General features: G+C 65.5%; 14 protein-coding genes. 9 read left to right on the top strand and 5 right to left on the bottom strand.

Going from position 1 to position 26,113, the window contains the following annotated elements; translation table 11 throughout:
• The first annotated feature begins 460 nt into the window (after positions 1 to 460).
• The 9 genes from ACFPK0_RS12660 (at position 461) to ACFPK0_RS12620 (ending at position 20,829) form a co-directional block, all read left to right on the top strand.
• Complete coding sequence (locus ACFPK0_RS12660; RefSeq protein ID WP_377341190.1) at positions 461 to 2,803, top strand: glycoside hydrolase family 31 protein; 2,343 nt, start codon at positions 461 to 463, stop codon at positions 2,801 to 2,803.
• Positions 2,804 to 3,193: 390 nt separating this feature from the next.
• Positions 3,194 to 6,046 (top strand): TonB-dependent receptor, encoded by a 2,853-nt coding sequence (locus tag ACFPK0_RS12655; protein ID WP_377341188.1) that lies wholly within the window; start codon positions 3,194 to 3,196, stop codon positions 6,044 to 6,046.
• Between the two features lie 73 nt (positions 6,047 to 6,119).
• Complete coding sequence (locus ACFPK0_RS12650; RefSeq protein ID WP_377341186.1) at positions 6,120 to 8,390, top strand: WD40/YVTN/BNR-like repeat-containing protein; 2,271 nt, start codon at positions 6,120 to 6,122, stop codon at positions 8,388 to 8,390.
• Positions 8,387 to 10,630: an alpha-galactosidase gene (locus tag ACFPK0_RS12645; RefSeq protein WP_377341184.1), complete on the top strand. Its 2,244-nt coding sequence runs from the start codon at positions 8,387 to 8,389 to the stop codon at positions 10,628 to 10,630. The genes ACFPK0_RS12650 and ACFPK0_RS12645 overlap by 4 nt, the downstream gene beginning before the upstream one ends.
• Positions 10,627 to 12,579 carry a sialate O-acetylesterase gene (locus ACFPK0_RS12640; protein WP_377341182.1) on the top strand — a complete coding sequence of 651 codons (1,953 nt, stop codon included), beginning with the start codon at positions 10,627 to 10,629 and terminating at the stop codon, positions 12,577 to 12,579. Before ACFPK0_RS12645 ends, ACFPK0_RS12640 begins: the two co-directional genes overlap by 4 nt.
• 4 nt (positions 12,580 to 12,583) lie before the next feature.
• Positions 12,584 to 14,221, top strand: a complete 1,638-nt coding sequence (locus tag ACFPK0_RS12635) for a GH35 family beta-galactosidase (RefSeq protein WP_377341180.1) — start codon at positions 12,584 to 12,586, stop codon at positions 14,219 to 14,221.
• Between the two features lie 210 nt (positions 14,222 to 14,431).
• Positions 14,432 to 17,335, top strand: coding sequence for a TIM-barrel domain-containing protein (locus ACFPK0_RS12630; RefSeq protein ID WP_377341178.1), 2,904 nt, complete (start codon positions 14,432 to 14,434; stop codon positions 17,333 to 17,335).
• On the top strand, positions 17,332 to 18,294 hold the full coding sequence (locus tag ACFPK0_RS12625; protein ID WP_377341176.1) for a 2-dehydro-3-deoxygalactonokinase: 963 nt from the start codon (positions 17,332 to 17,334) through the stop codon (positions 18,292 to 18,294). Before ACFPK0_RS12630 ends, ACFPK0_RS12625 begins: the two co-directional genes overlap by 4 nt.
• Positions 18,295 to 18,417: 123 nt before the next feature.
• A complete protein-coding gene (locus tag ACFPK0_RS12620) occupies positions 18,418 to 20,829 on the top strand; it encodes a glycoside hydrolase family 95 protein (protein ID WP_377341174.1) in 2,412 nt (803 codons plus the stop codon).
• Positions 20,830 to 20,924: 95 nt separating this feature from the next.
• Here ACFPK0_RS12620 and ACFPK0_RS12615 read toward each other — a convergent pair whose 3' ends face one another.
• From ACFPK0_RS12615 to rfbB, 5 genes are all read right to left on the bottom strand, one after another.
• Entirely contained in the window at positions 20,925 to 22,334 is a 1,410-nt protein-coding gene (locus tag ACFPK0_RS12615) for a mannose-1-phosphate guanylyltransferase/mannose-6-phosphate isomerase (protein WP_377341172.1), read from the bottom strand.
• 131 nt (positions 22,335 to 22,465) lie between these two features.
• On the bottom strand, positions 22,466 to 23,404 hold the full coding sequence (gene rfbD, locus ACFPK0_RS12610) for a dTDP-4-dehydrorhamnose reductase (protein ID WP_377341170.1): 939 nt from the start codon (positions 23,402 to 23,404) through the stop codon (positions 22,466 to 22,468).
• Complete coding sequence (gene rfbC / locus ACFPK0_RS12605) at positions 23,401 to 23,958, bottom strand: dTDP-4-dehydrorhamnose 3,5-epimerase (RefSeq protein ID WP_377341168.1); 558 nt, start codon at positions 23,956 to 23,958, stop codon at positions 23,401 to 23,403. Before rfbC ends, rfbD begins: the two co-directional genes overlap by 4 nt.
• Positions 23,955 to 24,842 carry a glucose-1-phosphate thymidylyltransferase RfbA gene (gene rfbA, locus ACFPK0_RS12600; protein WP_377341166.1) on the bottom strand — a complete coding sequence of 296 codons (888 nt, stop codon included), beginning with the start codon at positions 24,840 to 24,842 and terminating at the stop codon, positions 23,955 to 23,957. The genes rfbC and rfbA overlap by 4 nt, the downstream gene beginning before the upstream one ends.
• On the bottom strand, positions 24,839 to 25,909 hold the full coding sequence (gene rfbB / locus ACFPK0_RS12595; protein ID WP_377341164.1) for a dTDP-glucose 4,6-dehydratase: 1,071 nt from the start codon (positions 25,907 to 25,909) through the stop codon (positions 24,839 to 24,841). The genes rfbA and rfbB overlap by 4 nt, the downstream gene beginning before the upstream one ends.
• Between the last annotated feature and the right edge of the window lie 204 nt (positions 25,910 to 26,113).

The raw sequence follows: 26,113 nt of genomic DNA, 5'->3' as shown, positions 1-26,113 counted from the left end.
GGTACGCAGGGTCATGGATGTGGTTTCCTTCCAGGGCATGAAGTGGCACCTCGACCGCGTCAGAAATCAGCAGCGAGGTGTAACCCATGTCCTGGCACATCTGTTACCTGTGTCTCCGGTCCATACACCACGCAAGAGAAAAGTGACTCGAGCGCCGCAGGCGATCGAAAGCCTTTGATCTGCTCGACCAACAAGAAGCGTCGCGACTGAAGTCGCTCCTACAAACATCAAGCGCATCGGGGCTGAAGGCGCTCCCACAGGGTGTGTTCCAGGCAAGCCCGTCTGTACTCGTTGCACGACGTGCCGCGAAATCCCGGTCTTTATCAAATCCCCCAACCCGCGTAACGAATTTTGCCGAAAGCGGGGCAGCGGAGCGGGTACGGCCTATTTGTATGATAAATAGACAGGCATTCCGATGTGCGCCTGGTGGCGCGCATCCGTAGCAGCGTTGGGGGATGCCGTGCGAATTTCCAGAATTGCCCTGTTCAGCCTGGCCTTGGCCCTTGTCGCCACGGTGGCCACGGTCGATGCCGCCGAGAGGGTTGCGCTTGACCGCCATGGTGCGTGGGTAAGCGTCGAGGCGTATGGCCCGAACGTCGTCCACGTGACGATTGCCGCCGACAAGGCGCAGGTGCTGGCGGCGCCCGGTTACGGGATTCTTGCCGACCACGCCGACAGCTCGACCTTCAAGCAAACCCGTGATGCCAGTGGCGACACCTTCGCGTCCGCCGCGTTGACCCTGCATGTGGACGCGCCACCGCCGCCGCGCGCGCCGGCGATCACCGATCGCTATTTCGCGCCGCAGCTGGCGTCGGTGAGCCTGCAGGTGAAGAACGCCAGCGGCGTGACGGTCGTCGACCTGACCGGTTGGGAGATGTCGCCGCATGAGGTGGCAGGCGAGGCCACCTATCAGGTGGGCGCCACCTTCAAGGCGCCCGCCGATGAGCACTATTACGGCATGGGCCAGAACCAGGAGAGCCTGGGGCCGCTCGACCTGCGCGGCCGCGTGATCGACTGCAAGCACTGGTACGACGCGCCCAGCGGCGAAACCGTATGCGTGCCCTTCATGGTTTCGTCGAAGGGCTACGGCATCATCTGGGACAACCCGTCGGAGACGCGCTTCGTGGCCGGCATCAACGGTCACACCCGGTTCCAGTCGAAGGTGGGTGAGCGCGTCAGCTTCTTCGTCATCACCGGCGACACGCCGGAGCAGATCTACTCGGCTTACGCGCGGGTGACCGGCAAGACGCCGATCCCGCCCAAGGCGGCGTTCGGCCTGATCCAGTCCAAGGCGCGCTACAGCAGCCAGGACGAGATCCTGCGCGTGGCACGGACCTATCGCGAGAAAAACTATCCGCTCGACGTGATGGTGCTCGACTGGTTCTACTGGACGCGCATGGGCCAGATGGACATCAACCCGGCGGAGTTCCCCGACCCCGATGGCATGAACCGACAACTGCACGCGATGGGCATGAAATCCATCGTGTCGGTGTGGCCGCGCTTCGAGCGTTCCAGCCGCTATTTCAAGGAGCTCGACACCAAGGGCTATTTCCTGAAGGACAAGAACGGCAAGACGGTTGACGGCCTGCCGTTCCGTTCCGATCGCGCCGGTGCGCTGATCGACGCGACCAACCCGGCCGCGCGCCAGTGGTTTTGGACGCACATGCGCGACAACATCCTGTCGCACGGCTTCGACTACCCGTGGCTGGACGAAACCGAGCCCGACCTGGTGCCGGACGGCTATTTCTTCTCGATCGGCTCCGGCGACCGCTACCACAACGTGTTCCCGCTGCTGCACGTGGAAAGCGTGGCCAAGGGCATGCGTGCCTGGAAACCGGACGAGCGCGTGCTGATTCTTTCCCGCGCGGCGTACCTGGGTTCACAGCGCACCGGCGCGCTGTTCTGGTCGTCGGATGTCGACCCGAGCTGGGAAGCGCTGCGCCGCCAGATTCCCACCGGCCTCAACATGACCGCGTCGGGCATTGCCTATTGGGGCAACGACATCGGCGGCTGGCAATGGCTGCCGCAGACTACCAGCGCCACCAAAAATCCGTTGCTCGATCCCTCCGACGCACGCGACGTGGTGGGGCAGAACAACGACTACCCCGAACTGCTGACGCGCTGGTTCGAGTACGGCACTTTCCTGCCCACGCTGCGCATCCACGGCAGCCGCAAGCACACGGAAATCTGGGCGTTCGGCCATGAGGCTGAGGCGGTCATGGCGAAGTACGACAAGCTTCGCTATCGCCTGATCCCGTACATCTACAGCCTGGCCAAGAAGACCTACGACACCGGCGCGCCGTTCATGCGACCGCTGTGGATGGATTTTCCGGACGACCCCAACGTCGCCGACATCGGCACGCAATACATGTTCGGCCCCGCGTTCCTGGTGGCACCGATCACCGAGCAGGGCCAGACCGAAAAAGACGTCTATTTGCCTGCCGGCAGCGACTGGTACAACTTCTGGACCAACGAAAAGCTGGCCGGCGGACGCTGGGTGAAAGTGGCCGCACCCATCGACCAGATTCCCGTGTTCGTGCGCGCCGGTTCGATCGTGCCCTTGGGTTCGGACGTCCAGTCCACCGCTTCGAAGCAATCGATCAGCGAGATTCGCGTCTACCCCGGCAGCGACGCCGAGTTCGCGCTGTATGACGACGACGGCACTTCGTACGCGTATCAAAAAGGGCAGGGCACCACCACGGCACTGCACTGGGACAACGCATCGCAAAGCTTGCGCGCTACCGGCGGCGATGCGGCGTTCGGCAGGAAGGTCGCGGGCCTGGCGAGGGTGATGGGCAAATAGTTGGCGTGACGTTGTGTCGCCGTCTTCGCCCTCGTGCGGCGCAACGCATACGACGGTCGGTCGATCACCCCCGGCTCGCAAAGCATTCGGATCGCCGTGTTTCGCGGGGATTTCGTGCGGGCCAATGCGGTGGATTCACCTTGTGTTTTGCGGCGGATGCAAATGAAGAAACGTCACTCGAATCGCTGATTTCGTAATTGCACCCGTGTTGCGCTCCCTCCAGCATGCGTGCGCTGCCAGTGCACCGAATGTTCTTCAGTGAGCACCAGGGGACGGGCAGGGCGCTGACGCAACCCGGAGATGTACGCCAGGTTGGTGCCATCGCCATCGGCGACATGCATGCGCAGATCACTGCCGCAGCAATCCAAATTCTTCGGGAAGAAATATCAGATGAACAGGCAAGACAGCGACAAATCCAGGCGGTTCGACGCGGTGCCATTGCGCCGCAGCGGCCTTTCGATGGCCATCGCGATGAGCGTGGCGATGTTCTCCATGCCGGCGGCGGTGTGGGCGCAACAGGCCGACACGACCACCGGCGCGACCACCGACCAGACCGCACCGCAGCAGACGCAGAAGCACGCGGCCAAACAGGAAACCACCAGTCTCAGTGCAGTCACCGTCACCGGCGTGCGCGCCAGCATGGCGTCGGCGATCTCGATCAAGCAGAACGCGGATCAGATCGTCGATTCGATCGTGGCCGAGGACATCGGCAAACTGCCCGACAGCAACGTGGCCGAGGCACTGCAGCGCATCACCGGCATCCAGATCGATCGCAACTACGGCGAGGGCAGCACCATCGCCATCCGCGGCCTGACCCAGGTGCGCACCGAGATCAACGGCCGTGACGCCTTCACCGCCAACGGTGGGCGCGCGTTGAGCTTCGAGGACGTGCCGTCCGAACTGCTGGCCGGTATCGACGTGTACAAGAACCCGTCCGCGGAAATCATCGAGGGCGGCCTCGGTGGCACGGTGAACCTGCGCACGCACAAGCCGTTCGATTTCGAGGGCCAGAAGATCGCGGTCACCGGTGAATACGACTACGGCGACCTGATCAAGGATGGCCACCCCTCGGCCTCCGCGCTGTACAGCAACCGCTGGGATACCGACGCCGGCGAGTTCGGCCTGCTGGTGGACGTGGCCTACCAGAAGCATTCGTTCCGCCAGGACGTGATCAGCACCGAGCCGTTCTACACCATCCACGCCGGCGCCACCGACCCGGCGACGGGTGAGGTTTATCCGGAAGCGGATTACCCCGGCTTCGAAGGCCGCACGCTGCAGGTGCCGCATGGCGGCGGCGTCGGCGAGACGCTGGGACAGCGCCGTCGACTGGGTACGTCCGTCGCGCTGCAATGGCGTCCGAATGCCGACGTCGAGTTGTACGCGCAGGCGCTGCGTTCGGATTACAAGTTCCAGTGGAACGATTACTCGTACTTCGCTTATACCGGCACCAGCGGGATGATTCCCGATCCGACGAAGCCGTTCGAGTTCGGTCCGAGTGGCGACTTCATCAGCGGTACGTTCAACGGTACCGGTGGTGTGAATGCCGATGGCGCCCCTGATCCATCCGTCGCGCCAACGGCCGGCGTCAGCGTCGACTCCAACAGCAGCCTCACCACGCGCCACTCGGTCACCACCGACTTCTCGTGGGGCGGTTCGTGGAACGCCACCAACAACCTCACCTTGAAGACCGATTTCCAGTACATCAAGGCCAAGACCGACACGTTCCGCTACATCCTCAACACCCACACCACCACGCCGTATTTCTATCAGGACATCGGTGGCCACACGCCGGTGTTGGGCGTGGACAACGCGTACGTGACCAATCCGGCCAACTCGGCCTTCAACTTCCTGCTCGATAACCGGGCCAGGAGCCGCGGGCGCGAATTCGCCTGGCGTGCCGATGGCGAGTATTCGTTCGGCGGCGATTTCCTGCAGTCGATCAAGTTCGGCGTGCGCACCACCGATCGCAAGGCGGAAACCGAGGACTCCGGCTACCGTTTCGTATGGATCGGCCAGCCGCTGTCCAACTTCGACAACTCCACCTGGGTGCAGCGTTCGTTCGCCGATTTCTTCCATGGCGACGCCGACGTGATCGGCTCGTTCCTGGCGCCGAACCCGTCGTTGCTGTACGACTACGATGCCTCGCGCACCATGTTCGGCATGGCCGACCCGCTGACCTATCCGGCCACCGGCACCAACAAGCAGGGCGAGAAAACCTACGCCGCCTACGCCCTGATCAACTTCGGTACGCAGCTGGGTTCCATCCCCGTCGACGGCAATGTCGGCGTGCGCGCGGTGCGCACGAATGTCAGCACGCACGGCGTGATGACCGACTCGACCGGCGCGGTGCTGCCGCTCAGCGTCGACAACTCGTACAACTCCTACCTGCCCAGCCTCAACGTCACGGTCCACCTCACCGACACCTTGCAGTGGCGCTTCGCCGCGTCGAAGGGCTTGTCGCGGCCGAGCTTCGACCAGCTCAATCCGATGCTGACCCTGAGCACGCCGAATGCGGACACGGGCGCGAATGCCTATACCGGCAACGCCGGCGGCAATCCCTACCTGAAGCCCATGACGGCCAAGCAGTACGACACGTCGCTGGAGTGGTACATCGCGCCGAACCAGATGCTTTACGGCGCGCTGTTCTACAAGGCGGTGGACGGCTTCGTGCAGAGCACCTCGGTCAACGAGCCGCATGTGGACCAGTTGGGCGCAACGCATGATTACAACGTCACCCGCCTGGTCAATGGCGACAACGGCGTGATCAAGGGTGCGGAGATGGGTTACCAGACCTTCTTCGACTTCCTGCCCGAGCCTTTCGACGGACTGGGCATTCAGGCCAACTACACCTACGTCTACAGCAAGGCGCCCAGCCCGGATGCGATGGACACCGACGGCAACCCGTTGCAGGTGCCGTTGGAAGGTCTGTCGAAGAACAGCTACAACCTCGTGGCGATGTACGAGAAGGGCCCGATTTCCGCCCGCGTTGCCTACAACTGGCGCAGCCAGTGGGTGGTCACCACGCGCGGCAACGGTACTGGTGACCTGCCGATCTACGACAAGGCTTATGGCCAGGTCGACGCGTCGGTCACGTATCACTTCTCGGACCTGTTCTCGCTGACCGCCGCGGCAGTCAACCTGACCAACACCAAGCGCGCCACGATCTTCGGCATGGATACGCGACCGCGTGATGTGCAGATCAACGACCGCATGTTCAGCCTGAAGGCGCAGTTCAGTTTCTGATCCGTTGCTCCACGGTGTCGGCAATCCGTACCCCTTCCCGGGTTGTCGGCACCTTTTTCTACAGGACGCGATGATGAGCCAGTACCGACCCGATCGTCCTTCCACCCTGCTGTCGCGCCTTCGGCGTGTTGCCTGCCTGCTGGCTTGCGGTCTGTTGTTGCCGCTCGCCGCCGTCGCGCAGGACGTGCACTACGACTGGCAAAGCGTGCGTATCGGTGGTGGCGGTTATGTCAGTGGCCTGGTTTTTCATCCCGCCGAAAAAGGCTTGTATTACGCGCGCACCGACGTTGGTGGCGCGTATCGCTGGGACGATGCAGCGAAAAAATGGATACCGCTGACCGACTGGTTGGGCGCCGACGACGCCAACCTCACCGGGATCGAAAGCATGGCGGTGGACCCGCACGACACCGGCTGGATCTATCTGGCCGCCGGCACCTATACGACCGAGGCTGCCGGCAACGGCGCGATTTTGCGCTCGCACGATCGCGGCGCCACCTTCCAGCGCGTCGACCTGCCGTTCAAATTGGGCGGCAATGAACTGGCCCGCGGCAATGGCGAGCGACTCGCCGTCGACCCGCACGATGGCCGCATCCTTTTCTTCGGCTCGCGCGATGCGGGCCTGTGGCGCAGCGACGATCACGCGGCGCACTGGGCGCGCGTCGACGCGTTTCCCGCGGTGGCAACCTCGTTCGCCTCCACTGCAAAAAACCAGTGGCGACGCCAGCCGATCGGCATCGTGTTCGTGGTGTTCGAGCCGGCCAGCGGCAAAACCGGCCAGCCCACGCCGGTGCTGTATGCGGGCGTTTCCACCCGCGAAACCAGCCTGTTCCGCTCCACCGACGGCGGCAAAAGCTGGCAGGCGGTGCCGGGTCAGCCGATCGGCTTGCGACCCACGCACATGCGCCGCAGCCCCGACGGCAGTTACTACCTGACCTACGGCGACGAGCCCGGCCCGGACGACATGAACGACGGCGCGGTGTGGAAATTCACCCCCGCCGATGGCCGCTGGGCCGACATCACGCCGATCCCGCGCAACGGCAAACCCAGCGGTTTCGGCTGGGGCGACATCACCGTGGACGCGCACGATCCGCGCATCCTGATGGCCAGCACGTTCTGCCACTACACGCCGTACGACGAGATCTACCGCAGCACCGACGGCGGCCAGCACTGGCAGCCGGTGTTTCCACGCTCGACCTTCGATCATTCGAATGCACGCTGGACCGCCGACCATCACCCGCACTGGATGAGCAGCCTGGTGATCGATCCGTTCGATCCCGACCACGTGATGTTCGTCACCGGCTACGGCGTCTGGGCCTCGCGCAACATGCGCGCGTTCGACCACGGCGGCACGGTGGACTGGTGGTTCCAGGACACCAACCTGGAGGAAACCGTGCCGCTGGGGTTGGCCAGCCCGGCCGAGGGCGCGCACCTGCTGAGCGCGGTGGGCGACCTTGATGGTTTCCGCCATGACGACCTCGACGTGGCGCCGCTGCAGCTCACCTCGCCGCCGCGCTATGCCAACGGCTACAGCATCGACGTGGCCGGCAACGTACCGCGGGTGGTGGTGCGCACGGGTCGCATCCGCGGGCCGGTCGACGCGGTGCGCGCCGCGTATTCGCTGGATGGCGCCAAAAGCTGGCACGCGTTTGCCAGCGAGCCGGGCGGCAAGGGCGAAGGCACGGTGGCCGTGGCCGCCGATGGTCGCAGCGCGTTGTGGTTTCCGCTGGACGCGGGCAACGCGTATGTCACGCGCGACTGGGGCAAGCATTGGCAGGCGGCAGCGGGTTTGCCGAAGGCGGCACGGGTGCTGGCCGATCGTGTCGACCCGCAGCGTTTCTATGCGCAGGACATCGTCACCGGCACGCTGTTCGCCAGCCACGATGGCGGGCTGCATTTCAGCGCGATCGATGGTGCGTTCGGTGATGCGGTGAAGCAGCAGTACCAGGCGCCGCGCCGGCCCACCAACGCGGTGGTCTATGCGGTGCCGGGGCAGGCGGGCGAGCTGGTGGCGGTCAGCGCGCGCGGTGGCGTGATCCATGGTCGTGACGACGGGCATTTGCTGCGACAGAGCCATGGCATCGACAGCGCGGTGTCGCTTGGCTTCGGCAAGGCCGCGCCCGGGCGCAGCGAATCCACCCTGTTCCTCGCCGGTGCCATCGCGGGGCAGCGCGGACTGTTCCGTTCGATCGACGGCGGCGCGCAGTGGCAGCGCATCAATGACGACACGCACCAGTACGGCGAGGTGGGTTACGTCACCGGCGACCCGCGTGTGTTCGGTCGCGTGTATTTTGCTACCGGTGGCCGCGGTATCTTCCGCGGCGATCCGAAGGGGGAACAACCATGAATCCAGCCGCCTTTTCTCGATCGTGGTGCGCGACGCGACGGCTGCTGCTGGCGTGCGTGTTGATGGGCGTGGCTGCCGTGGCGCAGGCGCAGACCATCCGCTACGACGCCACCACGCGGGTATTCCGCATCGATACCGATGCGGTGACCTACGCGTTCGGCGTCAACGAGAACGATCAGTTGCAGACGCTGTACTGGGGCGCGCGGCTGTCGACGGGTGACGCATTGCCCGCGGCGCATACCAACGAGGGCAATGTCTCGTTCGATCCGCCGACCAGCACCAGCCTGCAGGAATACGCCGGCTGGGGCGGCTCCATGTACGTGGAGCCGGACCTGAAACTGCGCTACGCCGATGGCAATCGCGATCTGGTGCTGCATTACGTGTCGCACCGGATCGAGGGCGACACGCTGGACGTGCACCTGCGCGACATCCGCCAGCCGCTGGATGTGACGCTGCACTATGTGGTCGACCCGGCCACCGGCATCATCGGCCGCTCGGCGCTGATCGAGAACCACACCAAGCAGGTGGTGACGATTGACAGCGTGGCCGCGGCCAGCTGGAACCTGCCTGCCGCCGAGGACTATTCGCTGCGTTACCTCACCGGCCGCTGGGCTGGCGAATGGCAGCTGCAGACCCGCGCGATCACGCCCGGCAACACCGTGCTGGAAAGCCGGCGCGGTTCCACCGGCCACGAGAACAACCCGTGGTTCGCGATCGAGCGTGGCGGCGACTGGGCCGAGGATCACGGTGACGTGTGGTTCGGCGCGCTGGCCTGGAGCGGCTCCTGGCGCATCACCGTGGAGCAGGGCGTGCTGCATCAGGTACGGGTCACAGGCGGCTTCAACCCGTTCGATTTCGCCTGGCCGCTGGCGCCGGGCGAATCCCTGAGCACACCGGTTTTCTACGCCGGCTACACCAGCGGCGGCATCGGCGAGGCATCGCGCCTGCTGCACCGGTTCGAGCTGGCGCAGATCGTGCCCCAGCATCCGAAACCGCGGCTACGCCCGGTGCTGTACAACTCGTGGGAAGCCACCAACTTCGCCGTCGACCAGGCCGGCCAGGAGCATCTGGCCGAGCTGGCCGCCAGCATCGGGGTAGAGCGTTTCGTGATGGACGACGGCTGGTTCGGCGCCCGCAACGACGACCATGCCGGGCTGGGCGACTGGGTGGTCAACCCGAAGAAATTCCCGCACGGGCTGAAGCCGCTGATCGACAAGGTGCACGCGCTGAAGATGGATTTCGGCCTGTGGGTCGAGCCCGAGATGGTCAACCCGGACAGCGACCTGTACCGCGCGCATCCCGATTGGGTACTGAATTTCACCGACCGCCCGCGCAGCGAGGGGCGCAACCAGCTGGTGCTGAACCTGGCGCGGCAGGACGTGCGCGACCACGTGTTCAAGGTGCTGGACGACCTGCTCAGCCACAACGACATCGCGTTCCTGAAGTGGGATTACAACCGCAACTGGTCCGAGCCGGGCTGGCCGCAGGTGGCGCCCGACCAGCAGCAGAAGATCTACGTCGACTACGTGCGCAACCTGTACGGCATCCTGGCCGAGCTGCGCAAGCGCCATCCGAATGTGGAGATCGAGTCGTGCTCGGGCGGCGGCGGCCGCGTCGACCTGGGCATCCTGGGCCACACCGATGAGGTATGGACGTCCGACAACACCGACCCGTTCGATCGCCTGTCGATCCAGGACGGTTTCAGCTATGCCTACGCGCCGGCCGTGATGATGGCCTGGGTCACGGATTCGCCGAACTGGGTGAACAACCGCCGCACCTCGCTGGATTACCGCTTCCTGTCCTCGATGCAGGGTTCGCTGGGCATCGGCGCGAACCTGCTGCACTGGACCGCGAAGGACTTTGCTGTCGCGAAAAAATATGTGGCCGAGTACAAGGCAATCCGTGCCAGCGTGCAGCAGGGCAAGCTGTACCGGTTGCTGTCGCCGCGTGACGACAGCCCGCATGCAGCTACTGAGTCGGTTTCACAGGACGGCAAGCAAGCCGTGCTGTTCGCCTTCCTGCATGCCAGCCAGATGAAGTACCCGTATCCGCGTGTACGCCTGCAGGGGCTCGACCCCGATGCGCGCTATCGTTGGCGTTCGCTGCATGGCGCGCCGGTGGCGGGCACGCTGGCCGAAGCCAGCGGCGCCTACTGGATGAATCACGGCATCGACCTAGCCCTGAAGGGTGATTACCAGGCCGCCGCCATCGTGTTCGATCGGGTCGGGGGTAAACGATGAATAGCCGTCTGAATCACATGGCGTGGCTTGCGCTGTTGTGCAGCCCGCTGGCCTGCGCCGCGACGGCGCCGGCGGCCTCGCTGGACGTCCCGTTGCTGTTTACCGACGGCGCGGTACTGCAGCGCGACCAGCCGCTGAACGTGTGGGGCTGGGCTGAGCCGGGCAGCGTGGTGCAGGTGGCCTTCGACGGCACATCGACGCAAGCCACCGCCAGCGCGAAGGGCGAATGGAAGGCCACCTTGCCAGCCCATGGCGCGGGTGGTCCGTATACCTTGACGATCGCCGACGGCGCGCAGAAAAAAGTGGCACGCGACGTGATGGTGGGCGACGTGTGGCTCTGTTCGGGCCAGTCGAACATGGAATTCAAGCTGTCGCAGGCGCAGAACGCCAAGGCGGAGATCGCCCGCGCCAACGATGCCGGCATCCGCGGTTTCACCGTGCCCAAGTCATGGTCGGGCGAGCCGTCCGAGCATCTCGCCGGTGGCAGCTGGCAGCACGCCACGCCGCAGACGGCGGGCGACTTTTCCGCCGTGTGCTGGTTCTTCGCGCGCGACATCCGCAAGCGCACCGGCGTGCCCATCGGCATGATCCACAGCAGCTGGGGCGGCAGCCGCATCGAGGCGTGGATGGATGCGGCCAGCACTGGCGTGTCGCCGTCGGTGGTGAGCGCGCAGGCCGCCGGCCTGGCGGCGGAGGATCGACGCAAGACGCAGGTCACGTGGAAGCGGCTCGAGGCCGGGGCCGGAGCGAAAGGTCCGGTGATGGACGCCAGCGGCGAACCATCATGGGCTGCGGCGACGCTGGATACCGGCGATTGGGCATCCATGGCGGTGCCCGCGTACTGGGAAAAGGCCGGTTATTTCGGCATGGACGGCGTGGCTTGGTATCGCACCAGCTTCACCCTCGATGCGGCTGAAGCCGCGCATGGCGTGCAGCTGGGCCTGGGCAAGTTCGACGACACCGCGCAGGCATGGGTCAACGGCAAGCGCGTTACCGCGGAAAGCGACGAATGGAACGTCGCCCGCGTCTACCACGTGGCACCGGCGCTGCTGCATGCGGGGCGCAACACCATCGCGTTGCAGGTCACCGATGAAGGCGGTTACGGCGGCATCTATGGCGACGCCGACATGCTCTACGTGCAGGCGCAAGGCGGCAAGCGCCACCCGCTGGCCGGCGACTGGCAGTTCCGCCCGGTACCGGCGACGGTGACCATCACCACGCTGGACGACAAGAACCAGCTGGCCACGCTGCTCTACAACAAGATGATCCACCCGCTGATCCGCTACCCGCTGCGCGGCGTGCTGTGGTACCAGGGCGAGGCGAACGCCGGCCCCGGCGATGCGAGCCGTTATCGCGACCAGTTCGCCACCATGATCAAGGCGTGGCGCGCGGACTGGCAGCAACCGCGGCTGCCGTTCCTGTGGGTGCAACTGGCCAACTGGATTTCCGGCCAGGACACCGCGCAATCGAGTCCGTGGGCACAACTGCGCGCCTCGCAATCGGCTGCGTTGAGCCTGCCGGCCACGGGGCAGGCGGTGACCATCGACATCGGCAATCCCGACGACATCCACCCGGTCGACAAGCAGGACGTCGGCCATCGGCTGGCGCTGGCGGCGCGGCACGTGGTGTACGGCGACACGCTGGTGTATGCCGGGCCGCGCTACACCGCGATCCGCATCGATGGCCCGCGCGCCATCCTCTCGTTCGACACGCAAGGCAGCACGCTGGCCGCGCGCGGCGGCAAGCTGGGCGGCTTTCAGGTGGCCGGCGCCGATCGCCAGTTCCACCCCGCCCAGGCACTCATCGAGGGCGACACCGTGGTGGTATCCAGCGCCGACGTCAGCGTGCCGATCGCCGTGCGCTACGGCTGGAGCGACAACCCGGTGCACGCCACCCTGATCAATCGCGACGGCCTGCCGGCCTCGCCCTTTGAAACCCGACCCTGGTGAAACCATGATCATTTCCGCACGCCGATCCCTTCGTCACCTGCTGCTGCCGCTGCTCTGCATGGGCGTGGCCACGCTGGGCCTCGCCAGCCCGGTGCAGGCGGCGTCCACGCCGTTGCCGCGCGTGGTCACCGCCGATGGCCGCCACCAGCTGCAGGTGGATGGCAAGCCGTACCTGATCCTCGGCGCACAGGTGAACAACTCCAGCGGCTGGCCGCAGATGCTGCCGGCGGTGTGGCCGGCGATCGAGGCGCTGCACGCCAACACGGTGCAGGTGCCGATCGGCTGGGGCCAGGTGGAACCGACCCGGGGCCAGTTCGATTTCAGCTTCCTCGACACGCTGGTGACGCAGGCGCGCGAGCACGATGTGCGGCTGGTGCTGCTGTGGTTCGCCACCTGGAAAAACAACGGCCCGAACTACGCGCCCTCGTGGGTGAAGCTGGACAACAAGCGCTACCCGCGCGTGGTGAAGAAGGACGGCTCCACGCTGGGCTCGCTGTCGCCGCTGGGCACCGCCACGCTGGAGGCCGATCGCAACGCCTTCGTGGCGCTGATGAAGCACCTGCGCCAGATCGATGGCGACCGCCACACGGTGATCATGGTGCAGGTGGAAAACGAGTCGGGCACCTACGGCAGTGATCGCGATTACTCGGCCGCGGGCGACAAGCTGCTGCAGTCACCGGTGCCCGCCGCGGTGCTGAAGAAGACCGGCAAATCGGCCGGCAGCTGGAGCCAGGTGTTCGGCAAGGATGCGGCGGAATACTCCTACGCCTGGGCCATCGCGCACTACATCGAGCAAGTGGCGGCCGCGGGCAAGGCCGTCTACAACCTGCCGATGTACGCCAACGCGGCGCTGCGTGATCCGTTCAACCCCGGTCCGCCCGGCGGCTATTCCAGCGGTGGCCCCACCGACAACGTGATCGATATCTGGCGCGCCGCTGCGCCCTCGCTGGCTTTCGTGTCACCCGACATCTACATGCGCGAGTACAAGAAATACACCACCGTGCTCGATCGCTACAGCCGCCCCCACAACGCGTTGTTCGTGGCCGAGACCGGCAACGACACGGCCTATGCGCGCTACGTGTTCGCCACGCTGGGCCACCAGGGCATCGGCTTCTCGCCGTTCGGCATGGATTACACCAAGTACTCCAACTGGCCGCTGGGCGCCAAGGCGATCACGCCGGAAACCATCCAGCCGTTCGCCGCCAACTACGAGCTGCTGGCGCCGCTGGCCGGGCTGATCGCCAAGCAGAGTTTCGAGGGCAAGGTGTGGGGTGCTTCCGAGCCGGATGACACCCACGAGGAAGCCCTGGACCTGGGCGACTGGCGCGTGCAGGTGAGCTACGGCCGGCCGCAGTTCGGCATGGACCCGCCCAAGGGCAACGAGCAGAAGCTGGGCGGCGTGGTGATCGTGCAACTGGCCGACAACGAATACCTGGTGGCCGGCTATCACGCGCGGGTGAACTTCATGCCGCCCAAGGGCCACGACGGCCAGCATTTCCTGCTGGAAAAAGTGCAGGAAGGCCGCTACGACGAAAACGGCCAGTGGCATTTCATCCGCGAATGGAACGGCGACCAGACCGACTACGGCCTCAACCTCACCAGCCAGCCGCAGGTGTTGCGGGTGAAGTTGGCGACGTATTGAGCCCTGATCCGATGTCGCTTCCTGACATGCTGCCTAGCCCTCCACCGTTCGCGCTGAGCGTAGCCCGCGCAGCGGGCGGAGTCGAAGCGCCGCCAAGCGCGAGCAATCCATCGCCGGCGTGCCCTTCGACTCCGGCCTTCGGCCTACGCTCAGGGCGAACGGATTGAAGTCACCCACCACTCTCAACCGATTCACCGATTGGAGACTGACATGTACCGCATTCCCCTGAACCCGCTGGTCGGATGCCTGCTGATCGGACTCCTGTCCGGCTGCAGCAGCAACGCCGCGCCATCCGCTGACAGCAGCGCCGCATCGACCAAGGCCGCGTTCCAGCAGATCGCCGACGGCGTCATCGTGGACGTGGGCGCCGACGAGAAAGTGCGATTGCAGGTGGTGGACGATTCGATCATCCACGTCACCGCCGTACCCACCGGCGGCTTCGACCTGCCCAAGAGCCTGATGGCGCTGAAGACCGGTGGCGACAAGCAGTTCACCGTCGCCACCGATGCCGGCCACGTGCTGCTGAAAACGCCCAAGGTCACTGCTGAAGTGGCGACAAAAACCGGTGCGGTGCGCTTCCTCGACGCCAGCGGCAAGGTGATCCTGGCCGAGCAGCCGGACGGGCGCAGCTTCACGCCGGTGAAGGTGGACGGCAAGCCGTTCTACGCCGTGCGCCAGGAATTCGCCTCGCCCGACGACGAAGCGTTCTACGGTCTGGGCCAGCACCAGAAGGGCACGATGAACTACAAGGGCAAGGACGTGGAGCTGGCCCAGCACAACATCGACATCGCCATTCCGTTCGTGGTCTCCAGCCGCAACTACGGCGTGCTGTGGGACAACAACTCGATCACCCGTTTCGGCGACCCGCGCCCGTACCAGATGATCGACAAGCAGCTGAAGGTGTTCGACGCGGACGGCAGACCCGGCGGCCTCACCGCCAACTATTACGTGGACGGCAAGCTCAAGCTCAGCCGGGTCGAATCGCAGATCAATTACGAATACAACAAGGATCTGAAGAACTGGCCCAAGTCGCTGCAAGGTGTCGATTTCCAGGGCAACCCCCTCCCCGGCGGACCGGGTCAGACGGTGGAATGGAAAGGTTCGCTGGGCTCCGACGTGGCTGGCCTGCACAAGTTCCGGCTGTACGCCAGCGGCTATTTCAAGCTGTACATCGACGACAAGCTGGTGCTGGATGACTGGCGCCAGAACTGGAACCCCTGGTACCGCGACTTCACCGTGGCAATGAAACCCGGCGAGAAACACGCCATCCGCCTCGACTGGACGCCGCAATCGGGCTACATCGCGCTCGATCACCTGGACCCGCTGCCCGCTGCCGAGCAGAGCGAGCTGTCGCTGTTCTCCGAGCTGGGCCACGCGATCAATTACTACTTCATCGGCGGCGACAACCTCGACGACGTGATCGCCGGCTACCGCGACGTCACCGGCAAGGCGGTGATGCTGCCGCGCTGGGCGTATGGCTTCTGGCAGAGCCGCGAGCACTATGCCTCCAGCGATGATCTGATCAGCACGGTGAAGGAATATCGCAAGCTGGGCCTGCCGCTCGACAACATCGTGCAGGACTGGTTCTACTGGAAAGAGGACGCCTGGGGCTCGCAGCAGTTCGACCCCGCGCGCTATCCCGACCCGCAGAAACTGGTCGACACGCTGCACGGCCTGCATGCGCACTTCATGATCTCGGTGTGGCCGAAGTTCTACCCCACCACGGCCAATTACAAGGAGCTCGACGCCAAGGGCTACATGTACAAGCGCAATGTCGAGCTGGGCCAGAAGGACTGGGTCGGCAAGGGTTACCTCAACTCGTTCTACGACCCGTACAGCGAAGAGGCACGCGCGATCTACTGGCGCCAGATCAACGACAACCTGGGCAAGCTGGGCATGGACGCGTGGTGGATGGACGCCACCGAGCCGGACATCCAGTCCAACATCAGCATCGACGAGCGCAAGCTGCGCATGGGCCCGACCGCACAGGGGCCGGGTGCCGCGTTCTTCAACTCGTACCCGTTGATGACCACCACCGCGGTGTACCAGGGCAGCCGCAAGTCGTACCCGGACCAGCGCGTGTTCATCCTCACCCGCTCGGCGTTTGCCGGTCAGCAGCGCAACGGCGCGGCCAGTTGGAGCGGCGACGTGGTGTCGCGCTGGAGCAACCTGCTCGACCAGATTTCCGCAGGCGTCAACTTCTCGCTGTCGGGCATCCCCAACTGGACCACCGACATTGGCGGCTTCGCGCTGGAGCCGCGCTACGAAAAGCCGAACGCGAAGGATCTGCAGGAATGGCGCGAACTCAACGTGCGCTGGTTCCAGTTCGGCGCGTTCAGCCCGCTGTTCCGCTCGCACGGCCAGGCGCCGCTGCGTGAGATCTACAACATCGCCCCGGTCGGTTCGGACGTCTACAACACGCTGGCCTGGTACGACAAGCTGCGCTATCGCCTGATGCCGTACATCTACACGCTGGCGGCCGATACGTATTTCAAGGACGGCACCATCATGCGTGGCCTGGTGATGGATTTCCCGAATGATGCCAAGGTGCGCGAGATCAACGACGAGTACCTGTTCGGTCCGTCGTTCCTGGTGGCGCCCGTCACCGAATACCAGGCGCGTAGCCGCGACGTCTACCTGCCCCAGGGCAGCAACTGGTACGACTTCTACACGGGTAAACAGTACGAGGGTGGCCAGACGATCAAGGCGGAGGCGCCGCTGGATCGGATGCCGTTGTTCGTGCGCGCCGGCGCCATCGTGCCGGTGGGCCCGGCCATCCAGTACACCAACGAGAAGCCCGACGCGCCGATCACGCTGTTCGTCTACACCGGCGCCAACGGCACGTTCTCGATGTACAAGGACCAGGGCACCACTTACGACTACGAGCACGGCGCGTTCGCCCGCGTGCCGTTCAGCTATGACGAGGCCAGTGCTACGCTGACCATCGGCAAGCGCGAAGGCAGCTATCCGGGCATGCCCGCGCAGCGCACGTTCAACATCCGCTGGATATCCGGCCCCACGCCCACCGCCACCGATTTCGAGGCGAAGGCGGCGCAGAGCGTGAACTACGACGGCACCGCCATCACCGTACACAAGGACGCGTCGAAACAATGAACGAAAGTACGCCACGGCCGCGCTTGATCGGCCTCGACTGGGGCACCACCGGCCTGCGCGCCTACCTGATGGGCGAGGGTGGCCGCGTGCTGGAATCCCGCGAGCGTCCGTGGGGCATCCAGCACCTGCCTGTCGGCGGTTTCGATGCGGCACTGGACGGCATCGTGGCCGACTGGCCCGACCTGCCGGTGCTGGCCTCCGGCATGGTCGGCAGCCGTGGTGGCTGGCGTGAAGTGCCCTACGTGGAGCTGCCCGCCACCATCGACGCGGTGGTGGTGGCGCTGGGTTCCGTCGACAGCGTCAGCGGCCGTCGCGTGCATCTGGTGCCGGGTCTGCGCAATACGGTCGTCGCCGACGTGATGCGCGGCGAGGAGACGGAGATCTTCGGCGCGCTTGCCCTGCAGCCGGTGCTGGCGGGACGCTCGGCGCTGTTGCTGCCGGGCACCCACAGCAAATGGGTCAACGTGCTGCACGGGCGCGTGGTGGATTTCGCCACGGCGATGACCGGCGAGCTGTACACGGCGCTGCGTCACCACAGCATTCTGGGTGCGGGCCTCGGCGAGGACGACACGCCGTTCGACCAGGACGCCTTTCTGCGTGGCGCGCAAAGCGCGCGCGACAGCGGCGCGGCGGGTGCGCTGAGCCGGCTGTTTTCCAGCCGCGTGCTGGTGCTCACCGGCGAGCTGGCATTGCCGGCCGTACCCGATTACCTCTCCGGCCTGCTGATCGGCGAGGAGTTGCGCAGCGCGATCGCCGCCGGCCGCGTCAACACCTCCACCCCGCTGCAACTTATCGGCAACCCCGCCCTGTGCCGGCGCTACGCGGTGGCCGCCTCCTGCTTCGAACTGGGCATGGCGTTGCCGCCGCGCGGCGCCGCCGCGCTGGGTCTGTGGCAGATCGCGCGCGCCGCGGGGTTGATGCCGCCGTACGTCGAGTCTAGCCAGGCAGGCTGGTCGTGAAAGCTGTTCCTTCTCCCGCTTGCGGGAGAAGGTGCCCGAAGGGCGGAAGAGGGCGCGCGCACCGCACGCGCGATAGAAGAAACCCCCAGCACGTGGCTTTCTTCGCAAGTTTGGAGTGATCACATGCTCATACCCAACCCGCCCGCGCGCCGCCGTGGCAAGGCGCGCGTCTACTTGATGCTGGCGGTCGTCGCCGTCGTGCTTGGCTTGTTTTCCGGTGCGTCGCTCGCCGCCCAGAACCTGCAGCTGCACTACGACGCGCCGGCCAACACCTTCAACGAAGCGCTGCCGCTGGGCAACGGGCGCATGGGGGTGATGGTCTATGGCGGCGTGCAGCAAGCGCGCTATTCGCTCAGCGAAATCACCATGTTTTCCGGCTCGCGCTACGACGGCGCCGATCGCAAGGATGCGGTGAACTACCTGCCGAAGATCCGCCAATTGCTGCTGGAAGGCCGCAACGTCGACGCCGAGCAACTGACCAACCAGCACTTCACCTGGAGCGGCGAGGGCGCCAACGCGCACTACGGCACCTATCAGGGCTTGGGCACGCTGACACTGGATTTCGCCGCGAACGCGGCACCGGTCAGCGATTACCGCCGCCGCCTGGACATCCTCAGCGCCACCAGCGAAGTGCGCTACACGCAAGACGGCGTGCGCTACCGGCGCGAGATGTTCGTCAGCGCACCCGACCAGGTGATGGTGCTGCACCTCAACGCCGATCGTACCGGTGCCTTGAACTTCGTGGCGAAGCTCGATCGTGCCGAACGCGCCACGGTTGAGGGTGACGGCGCGAATGGCCTGCTGATGCACGGCGAACTGGACAGCGGTGGCAGCGGCAAGGGCCTGACTTTCGCGGCGCGGGTGCGGGTGATCGCACCCGGCGCCAGCGTGCATGCGGATGCGCACGGCATACGCGTCGAACACGGCACCGACGTCACCGTGCTGATCAGCGAAGCCACCGACTACGACGGTTTCGCCGGACGCCACACGGCCGATCCCGTCGCCGCCAGCGCCACCGATCTGCAGCGGGTGGCGAATCGCTCCGTGGCGCAACTACATGCGGTGCACGTGGCCGATTTCCGTTCATGGTTCGACCGCTTCTCGCTGCAACTGGGCAGCGTCGACAGCGCGCGCGAAGCGATGTCCACGCGGGCGCGGCTCGATGCCTACGGCGATGGTGGCGACCCCGGTTTCGCCGCGCTGTATTTCCAATACGCGCGCTACCTGCTGATTTCCTCGTCTCGCCCCGGCGGGTTGCCCGCCAACCTGCAGGGACTGTGGGCCGAAGGCACCAGCACGCCGTGGAATGGCGACTACCACACCAACGTCAACATCGAGATGAACTACTGGCCGGCCGAACCCACCGGCCTGGGCGAGCTGGTGCAGCCGCTGTTCGCGCTGACCGCCTCGCTGCAACAGCCCGGCGCCAAAACCGCGCAGCGCTATTACGGCGCGCGCGGCTGGGTGGTGCACACGCTGACCAACCTGTGGGGCTTCACCGCGCCCGGCGCCGAGGCCAGCTGGGGCGTGTGGCAGGGCGCGCCCGCGTGGCTGGGCTTCCACATCTGGGATCACTACCGCTACACCGGCGACCGCGATTTCCTGCGCCGCTACTACCCCGTACTGCGCGGCGCCGCGCAGTTCTACGCCGACGTGCTGATCGAAGAGCCAAGCCATCACTGGCTGGTGACTGCACCCTCCAGCTCGCCGGAAAACACCGTCTACATGGACGACGGCCGCAAGGCCGCGATCGTGATGGGCCCGACGATGGACGAGCAGCTGATCCGCTTCCTGTTCGGCGCGGTGATCGAGGCCTCACAGGATCTGCATGTCGACACTGATTTCCGCCGCGAGCTGGAAACCAAACGGGCGCGACTGGCGCCGATCCAGATCAGCCTCGACGGTCGCATCCAGGAATACCTGAAACCCTATCGCGAGGTGGAGGTGCACCACCGCCACGTATCGCACCTGTGGGGCCTGTTCCCCGGCAACCAGATCGACCTCGCCGAAACCCCAAAACTTGCCGCCGCGGCAGCGCGCTCGCTGGACGTGCGCGGCGACGACTCCACCGGCTGGTCGGAAGCCTACAAGGTGAACCTGTGGGCGCACCTGGGCGACGGCAACCGCGCGCTGCACCTGCTGGATGTGTTGTTCAAGCCGGCGTCGCGCGACACGCGGCTGGGCCACGAATGGGCCGGCACCTACCCGAACCTGTTCAACGCCGGCCCACCGTTCCAGATCGACGGCAACTTCGGAGCCACCTCGGGCATGGTGGAAATGCTGATGCAAAGCGAGCCCGGCCAGCTCGACCTGCTACCCGCCTTGCCCGATGCGTGGTCGCAAGGCGAAGTGCGCGGCCTGCACGCGCGCGGCGGTTTCGTGATCGACATGCGCTGGGCGAAAGGCAAGCTGGTCGAAGCCAGCGTGCGCTCACTGCGTGGTGGCGATTGCGTGGTGCGCTATGGCAAGCGGCAAGTGTCGCTGTCGACGAAAGCCGGCCAGACCTACAAGCTTCATCCCGCCGATTTCCTGTAGGCCCGCGACTCCTGTAGGAGCGACTTCAGTCGCGACCGGGCTACGAGGCACACCCGGGTCGCGGCTGAAGCCGCTCCTACATGGGATGTCGGGAATCAGGCGCGCCCGTAAACATCGTCAAACCGCACGATGTCGTCTTCGCCCAGATAACTTCCCGACTGCACCTCGATCAACTCCAGCGGCAGCTTGCCGGGATTGCGCAATCGATGCTTGCTGCCCAGCGGAATATAGGTGCTCTGGTTTTCGCCCAGCAGAAACACCTTGTCGTCGCAAGTGACCTCGGCCGTGCCGGAAACCACGATCCAGTGTTCGGCGCGGTGGTGGTGTTTCTGCAGGCTGAGGCTGGCGCCGGGCTTGACCACGATGCGCTTCACCTGGAAGCGTTCGCCTTCCTCCAGCGAGTCGTACTTGCCCCACGGACGATGCACCACGCGGTGCAGCGAATGCTCGCTGCGACCGGCGGCCTTCAACTTCTCGACGATCTTCTTCACATCCTGCGCGGCATCGCGATGCGCCACCAGGGTGGCATCCGGCGTGGTCACCACGATCAGATCGTCCACACCGACGGTGGCCAGAAGGTGGCGGTCATGCGAGCGCAACAGCGAGTTGCGGGTATCGATCGCCAGCGTGTCGCCGTCGTGGGCATTGCCTTGCGCATCGTGCACCGAGGTCTGCCACAGCGCCGACCACGAACCGATGTCGCTCCACGCGCAGCTGACCGGGATCACCGCCGCGCGGCGGGTTTTTTCCATTACCGCGTAATCGATTGAATCGTCCGGCACGCGAGCAAACGCATCACGGTCGACACGCACGAAATCCAGATCGACCGAGGCCTTCGCATGCGCCTCGCGCACCGCGGCCAGCATCGCCGGCGCATGCGCCGCCAGTTCTTCCAGGTAGCGCGACGCCTTGAACAGGAACATGCCCGAGTTCCAGTCGTAGCCGCCGTCGTCAACATAGGATTTCGCGGTGGCGAGATCCGGTTTCTCGACGAACTGATCCACGTGGTAACCGTCGCCGACCGCCTCGCCATGGCGGATGTAGCCGAAGCCGGTTTCCGGCCGGTCGGGGCGGATGCCGAACGTCACCAGCCAACCTTGCCGGGCCAGTGGCAACGCCTTTTCCACCGCCGCGGCAAACGCGGCGGTGTCGCCGATGAGATGGTCGGCCGGCAGCACCAGCAACACCGCGTCGGCATCGCGATCGATCGCCTGCAGCGCGCCCAGCGCAATCGCCGGCGCGGTGTTGCGTGCCAGTGGCTCCAGCACGATGGTGGCGTCGTCGATGCCGGCTTCCAGCAACTGGTCGGCGGCAAGGAAGCGGTGGTCGTCGCTGGCCACCACGATCGGCGCCGCCACTTGCGGCAACTGCCGCGTGCGCGCGATCGCCTGCTGAAACAGCGTGCCTTGGCCGGCCAGGGCCAGGAATTGCTTGGGCAGGTTCTTGCGCGACACCGGCCAAAGCCGGGTACCGCTGCCGCCGCTGAGAATGAGGGGAATCAACATTCGGTGATCATAATGCCAACCCGGGCTGGCGCACCGCCTGTAGGAGCGACTTCAGTCGCGATGCTCCTGCCCTGAGGTCCGGCACAAGAGCATCGCGGCTGAAGCCGCTCCCACAGTCTTGCGGTGGGGCTTCACCCGCGCGCGGAGCGGGCCATTTCGCCGACCACATTACCCAGGCCATCGCGCCAGTCCGGCAACGTCAGGCCGAACCGCGTCTGCAGCAGTGTGTTGTCCAGCACCGACCATGCGGGCCGCGGGGCAGGGGTGGGGAATTCGCCACTGGCGATTGGCAGCACGTGCGGCGCGCGTGGCAGCAAGCCATGCGCCACGGCCTGTTCGAAAATCGCGGTGGCAAAGCCGTGCCAGGTGGTCGCGCCGCTGGCCACGAGGTGGTGCGTGCCGCGCAGCGTCTGGCGCTCGGTCGCGCTGGCCGGCTGCCAGCGTGCCAGCGCCGCCAGCGTGGCATTGACGATCAGGCCGGTATCGGTGGGCGCGCCATGCTGGTCGGCCACCACCCGCAACTCGTCGCGCTCCGCACCCAGACGCAGCATGGTGCGCAGGAAGTTGTGGCCATGCGCGGCGTACACCCACGCCGTGCGGAAGATCAGGTGATCGGTACCGCTGCGGCGCAGCGCTTCCTCGCCGGCCAGCTTGCTGCGGCCGTACGCGTTTACCGGCGCCGTCGGCGCATCCACCGCATAAGGCTGGGCCTGGCTGCCGTCGAAAACGTAGTCGGTGGAATAGTGGATTACCAGCGCGCCGTGGGCGGCGGCCCATTGCCCGAGCACGCCGACCGCCTCGCCATTGACGCGGGTGGCCAGCGCTTCTTCCTGCTCGGCGCGATCGACCGCGGTATAGGCGGCGGCGTTGACGATCACGTCCGGCTGCACGCGATCCAGCAGGGCGGGCAGCGATTCGGGCATCGACAGGTCGGCCACTTCGCCAGTGCCGCCGGCGGTCAACACACCGTCGCGGCTGGCGGAGACCAGATCGGTGCGAGCAGCCAGGGCCCCATGATCGAGGAAGGTACGGCCGAGCTGGCCGTTGGCACCCAGCAGCAGAGCCCTCACGGAGCGTAGACCGGTAGCCGCTCGGGTGGCACATCTTCGAGCAGCGGGGTCTTGCCGTCCTTGTCCGACAGCAGCGGCGTGCTGACCGGCCAGTCGATACCCAGCGCCGCATCGTTCCAGCGGATGCCGGCATCCGCCTTCGGTTCATACAGCGCGGTGCACTGATAGCTGAAGGTGGCGAACTCGGACAACACGCAGAAGCCGTGGGCAAAGCCTTCCGGCACCCAGAAATGACGGTGGTTCTCGGCGGTCAGCAGCACGCCCGCCGATTTGCCGAAATTGGGCGAGCCGCGGCGGATGTCCACCGCCACGTCGTACACCTCGCCCTCAAGCACGCTGACCAGCTTGCCCTGCGGATTCGGCCACTGGTAATGCAGCCCGCGCAACACGCCCTTGGCGGAACGCGAGACGTTGGATTGCACGAAACGGCGGTCGACGCCGGCGTCGCGGTACTTTGCCTCGTTGTAGCTCTCGTAGAAAAAGCCGCGGGCATCGCCGAACACCTGCGGTTCGAGGACAAGTGCGCCGGGCAGGGAGGTTTCGATCACTTTCATCGTGCCAGGCCCTGCGTCGGCAATTGCTGCAGGTATTGGCCGTAACCGGTCTTGGCCAGCGGTGCGGCCAGCGCCAGCAATTGATCGGTGTGGATCCAGCCGTTGAGATAGGCGATCTCCTCGGGGCAGCACACCTTGAGTCCTTGCCGATTCTCGATCGTCTGGATGTAGTTGCCCGCTTCCATCAGCGACTCGTGCGTGCCGGTATCGAGCCAGGCGAAGCCGCGGCCCAGTTGCTCCAGGTGCAGCGAGTTGTCGTCGAGGTAGCAGCGGTTGAGGTCGGTGATTTCCAGCTCGCCGCGCGGCGAGGGTTTCAGCGCCGCAGCGTAGTCGCAGACGCGCTCGTCGTAGAAATACAGGCCGGTCACCGCGTAGTGCGATTTCGGCTGGGCCGGCTTCTCCACCAGCCCGATCACCTTGCCGGCGGCATCGAACTCGGCCACCCCGTAGCGCTCCGGGTCCTTTACCCAATAACCGAACACCGTGGCGCCACGCTCGCGCGTCGCGGCGTGCTTGAGGCGGTCAGTAAAGCCGTGGCCATAGAAAATGTTGTCGCCCAGCACCAGGCAGCTCGGCTTGCCGTCGATGAAATCACGGCCGATGGTAAAGGCCTGGGCCAGCCCGTCCGGCGAGGGTTGCACGGCATAGCGAATGTCGATGCCCCACTGCGAACCGTCGCCGAGCAGGCGCTGGAACATTTCCTGCTCGTGCGGCGTGTTGATCACCAGCACTTCGCGAATACCGGCCAGCATCAGCGTGGCCAGCGGGTAGTAGATCATCGGCTTGTCGTACACCGGCAGCAGCTGCTTGCTGGTTGCGCGGGTGATCGGATGCAGCCGGGTACCGGAGCCGCCGGCCAGGATGATGCCTTTGGTGGTCGTCATGATCCGAGCCGCTCCATGCGATAGCTGCCGTCGAGCACGCGCTGGCTCCACGACTGGTTGGCGAGATACCAGTCCACCGTCTGCGCGATGCCGGTTTCGAAGGTTTGCGAGGGCCGCCAGCCCAGTTCGCCCTGCAGCTTGCTGGAGTCGATCGCATAGCGGCGATCGTGTCCGGGACGATCCTTCACATAGGTGATCAGCGATTCGCGCGCGCGCCCGTCGGCCAGCGGCTGGCGCGCGTCGAGCAGGGCGCAGATGGCTTTCACCACCTGGATGTTCTCGCGCTCGGCATTGCCGCCCACGTTGTAGGTTTCACCGACCCGGCCGGCGTCGAGAACGCGGCGGATGGCGCTGCAGTGATCGCCCACGAACAGCCAGTCGCGGATGTTCTTTCCGTCGCCGTACACCGGCAAGGCCTCACCGGCCAGCGCCTTCTGGATGATCAGCGGGATGAGCTTCTCGGGAAACTGGTATGGCCCGTAATTGTTCGAGCAGTTGGTGGTCAGCACCGGCAACCCGTAGGTGTGGTGGAACGCACGTACCAGGTGGTCGGAGGCCGCCTTGGAGGCGGAGTAGGGCGAGTTGGGCGCGTAAGCGGTCTGCTCGGTGAACTTGCCCTCGGCGCCCAGCGAGCCATAGACCTCGTCGGTCGACACGTGCAGGAAACGGAACGCGTCGCGCACCCCGTCGTCGAGGCCGCGCCAGTAGTCGCGGGCGGCTTCCAGCAAGGCCAGCGTGCCCACCACATTGGTCTGCACGAACTCGGCCGGGCCATCGATGGACCGGTCCACATGAGATTCGGCCGCAAAGTTGACGATGGCGTCGGGACGGTGTTCGGCCAGCAGTTTCGCCACCAGCTCCCGGTCACCAATGTCGCCCTGCACGAACACGTGGCGGGCGTTGCCGTCCAGCGAGGCCAGCGTGTCCGGGTTGCCGGCGTAGGTGAGCTTGTCCAGGTTGACGACGCGCAGGCCATCGGCGATGGCCTGCAGCACGAAGTTGGCGCCAATGAACCCGGCGCCGCCGGTGACAAGTAAGGTGGTGATCCTTGCGGATGAAGAAGTCATCAATACGTCCATGGTTCGACGGTGGATACGGCGACTTGCTTGCCGAGGGGATGGCAAATGATGCCTTTTCCCGCCTCGTCAACCAAGCGCGAAGGGTTGGGCGGCTTGGAACGGCGTTGAAAAGAGCGCAATTTTGCCGCCCCCTGGATGAACGTCGCGCATCCACACCAACCAGAACTACCCCCATAAGAAGGTAAGATGGCG

Source organism: Rhodanobacter ginsenosidimutans, from assembly GCF_042655685.1.
GTDB classification, from domain to species: Bacteria; Pseudomonadota; Gammaproteobacteria; order Xanthomonadales; family Rhodanobacteraceae; genus Rhodanobacter; species Rhodanobacter ginsenosidimutans.
Note: the sequence above shows the minus strand (reverse complement) of the source record. Positions and strands in the feature narration are given on the sequence as shown.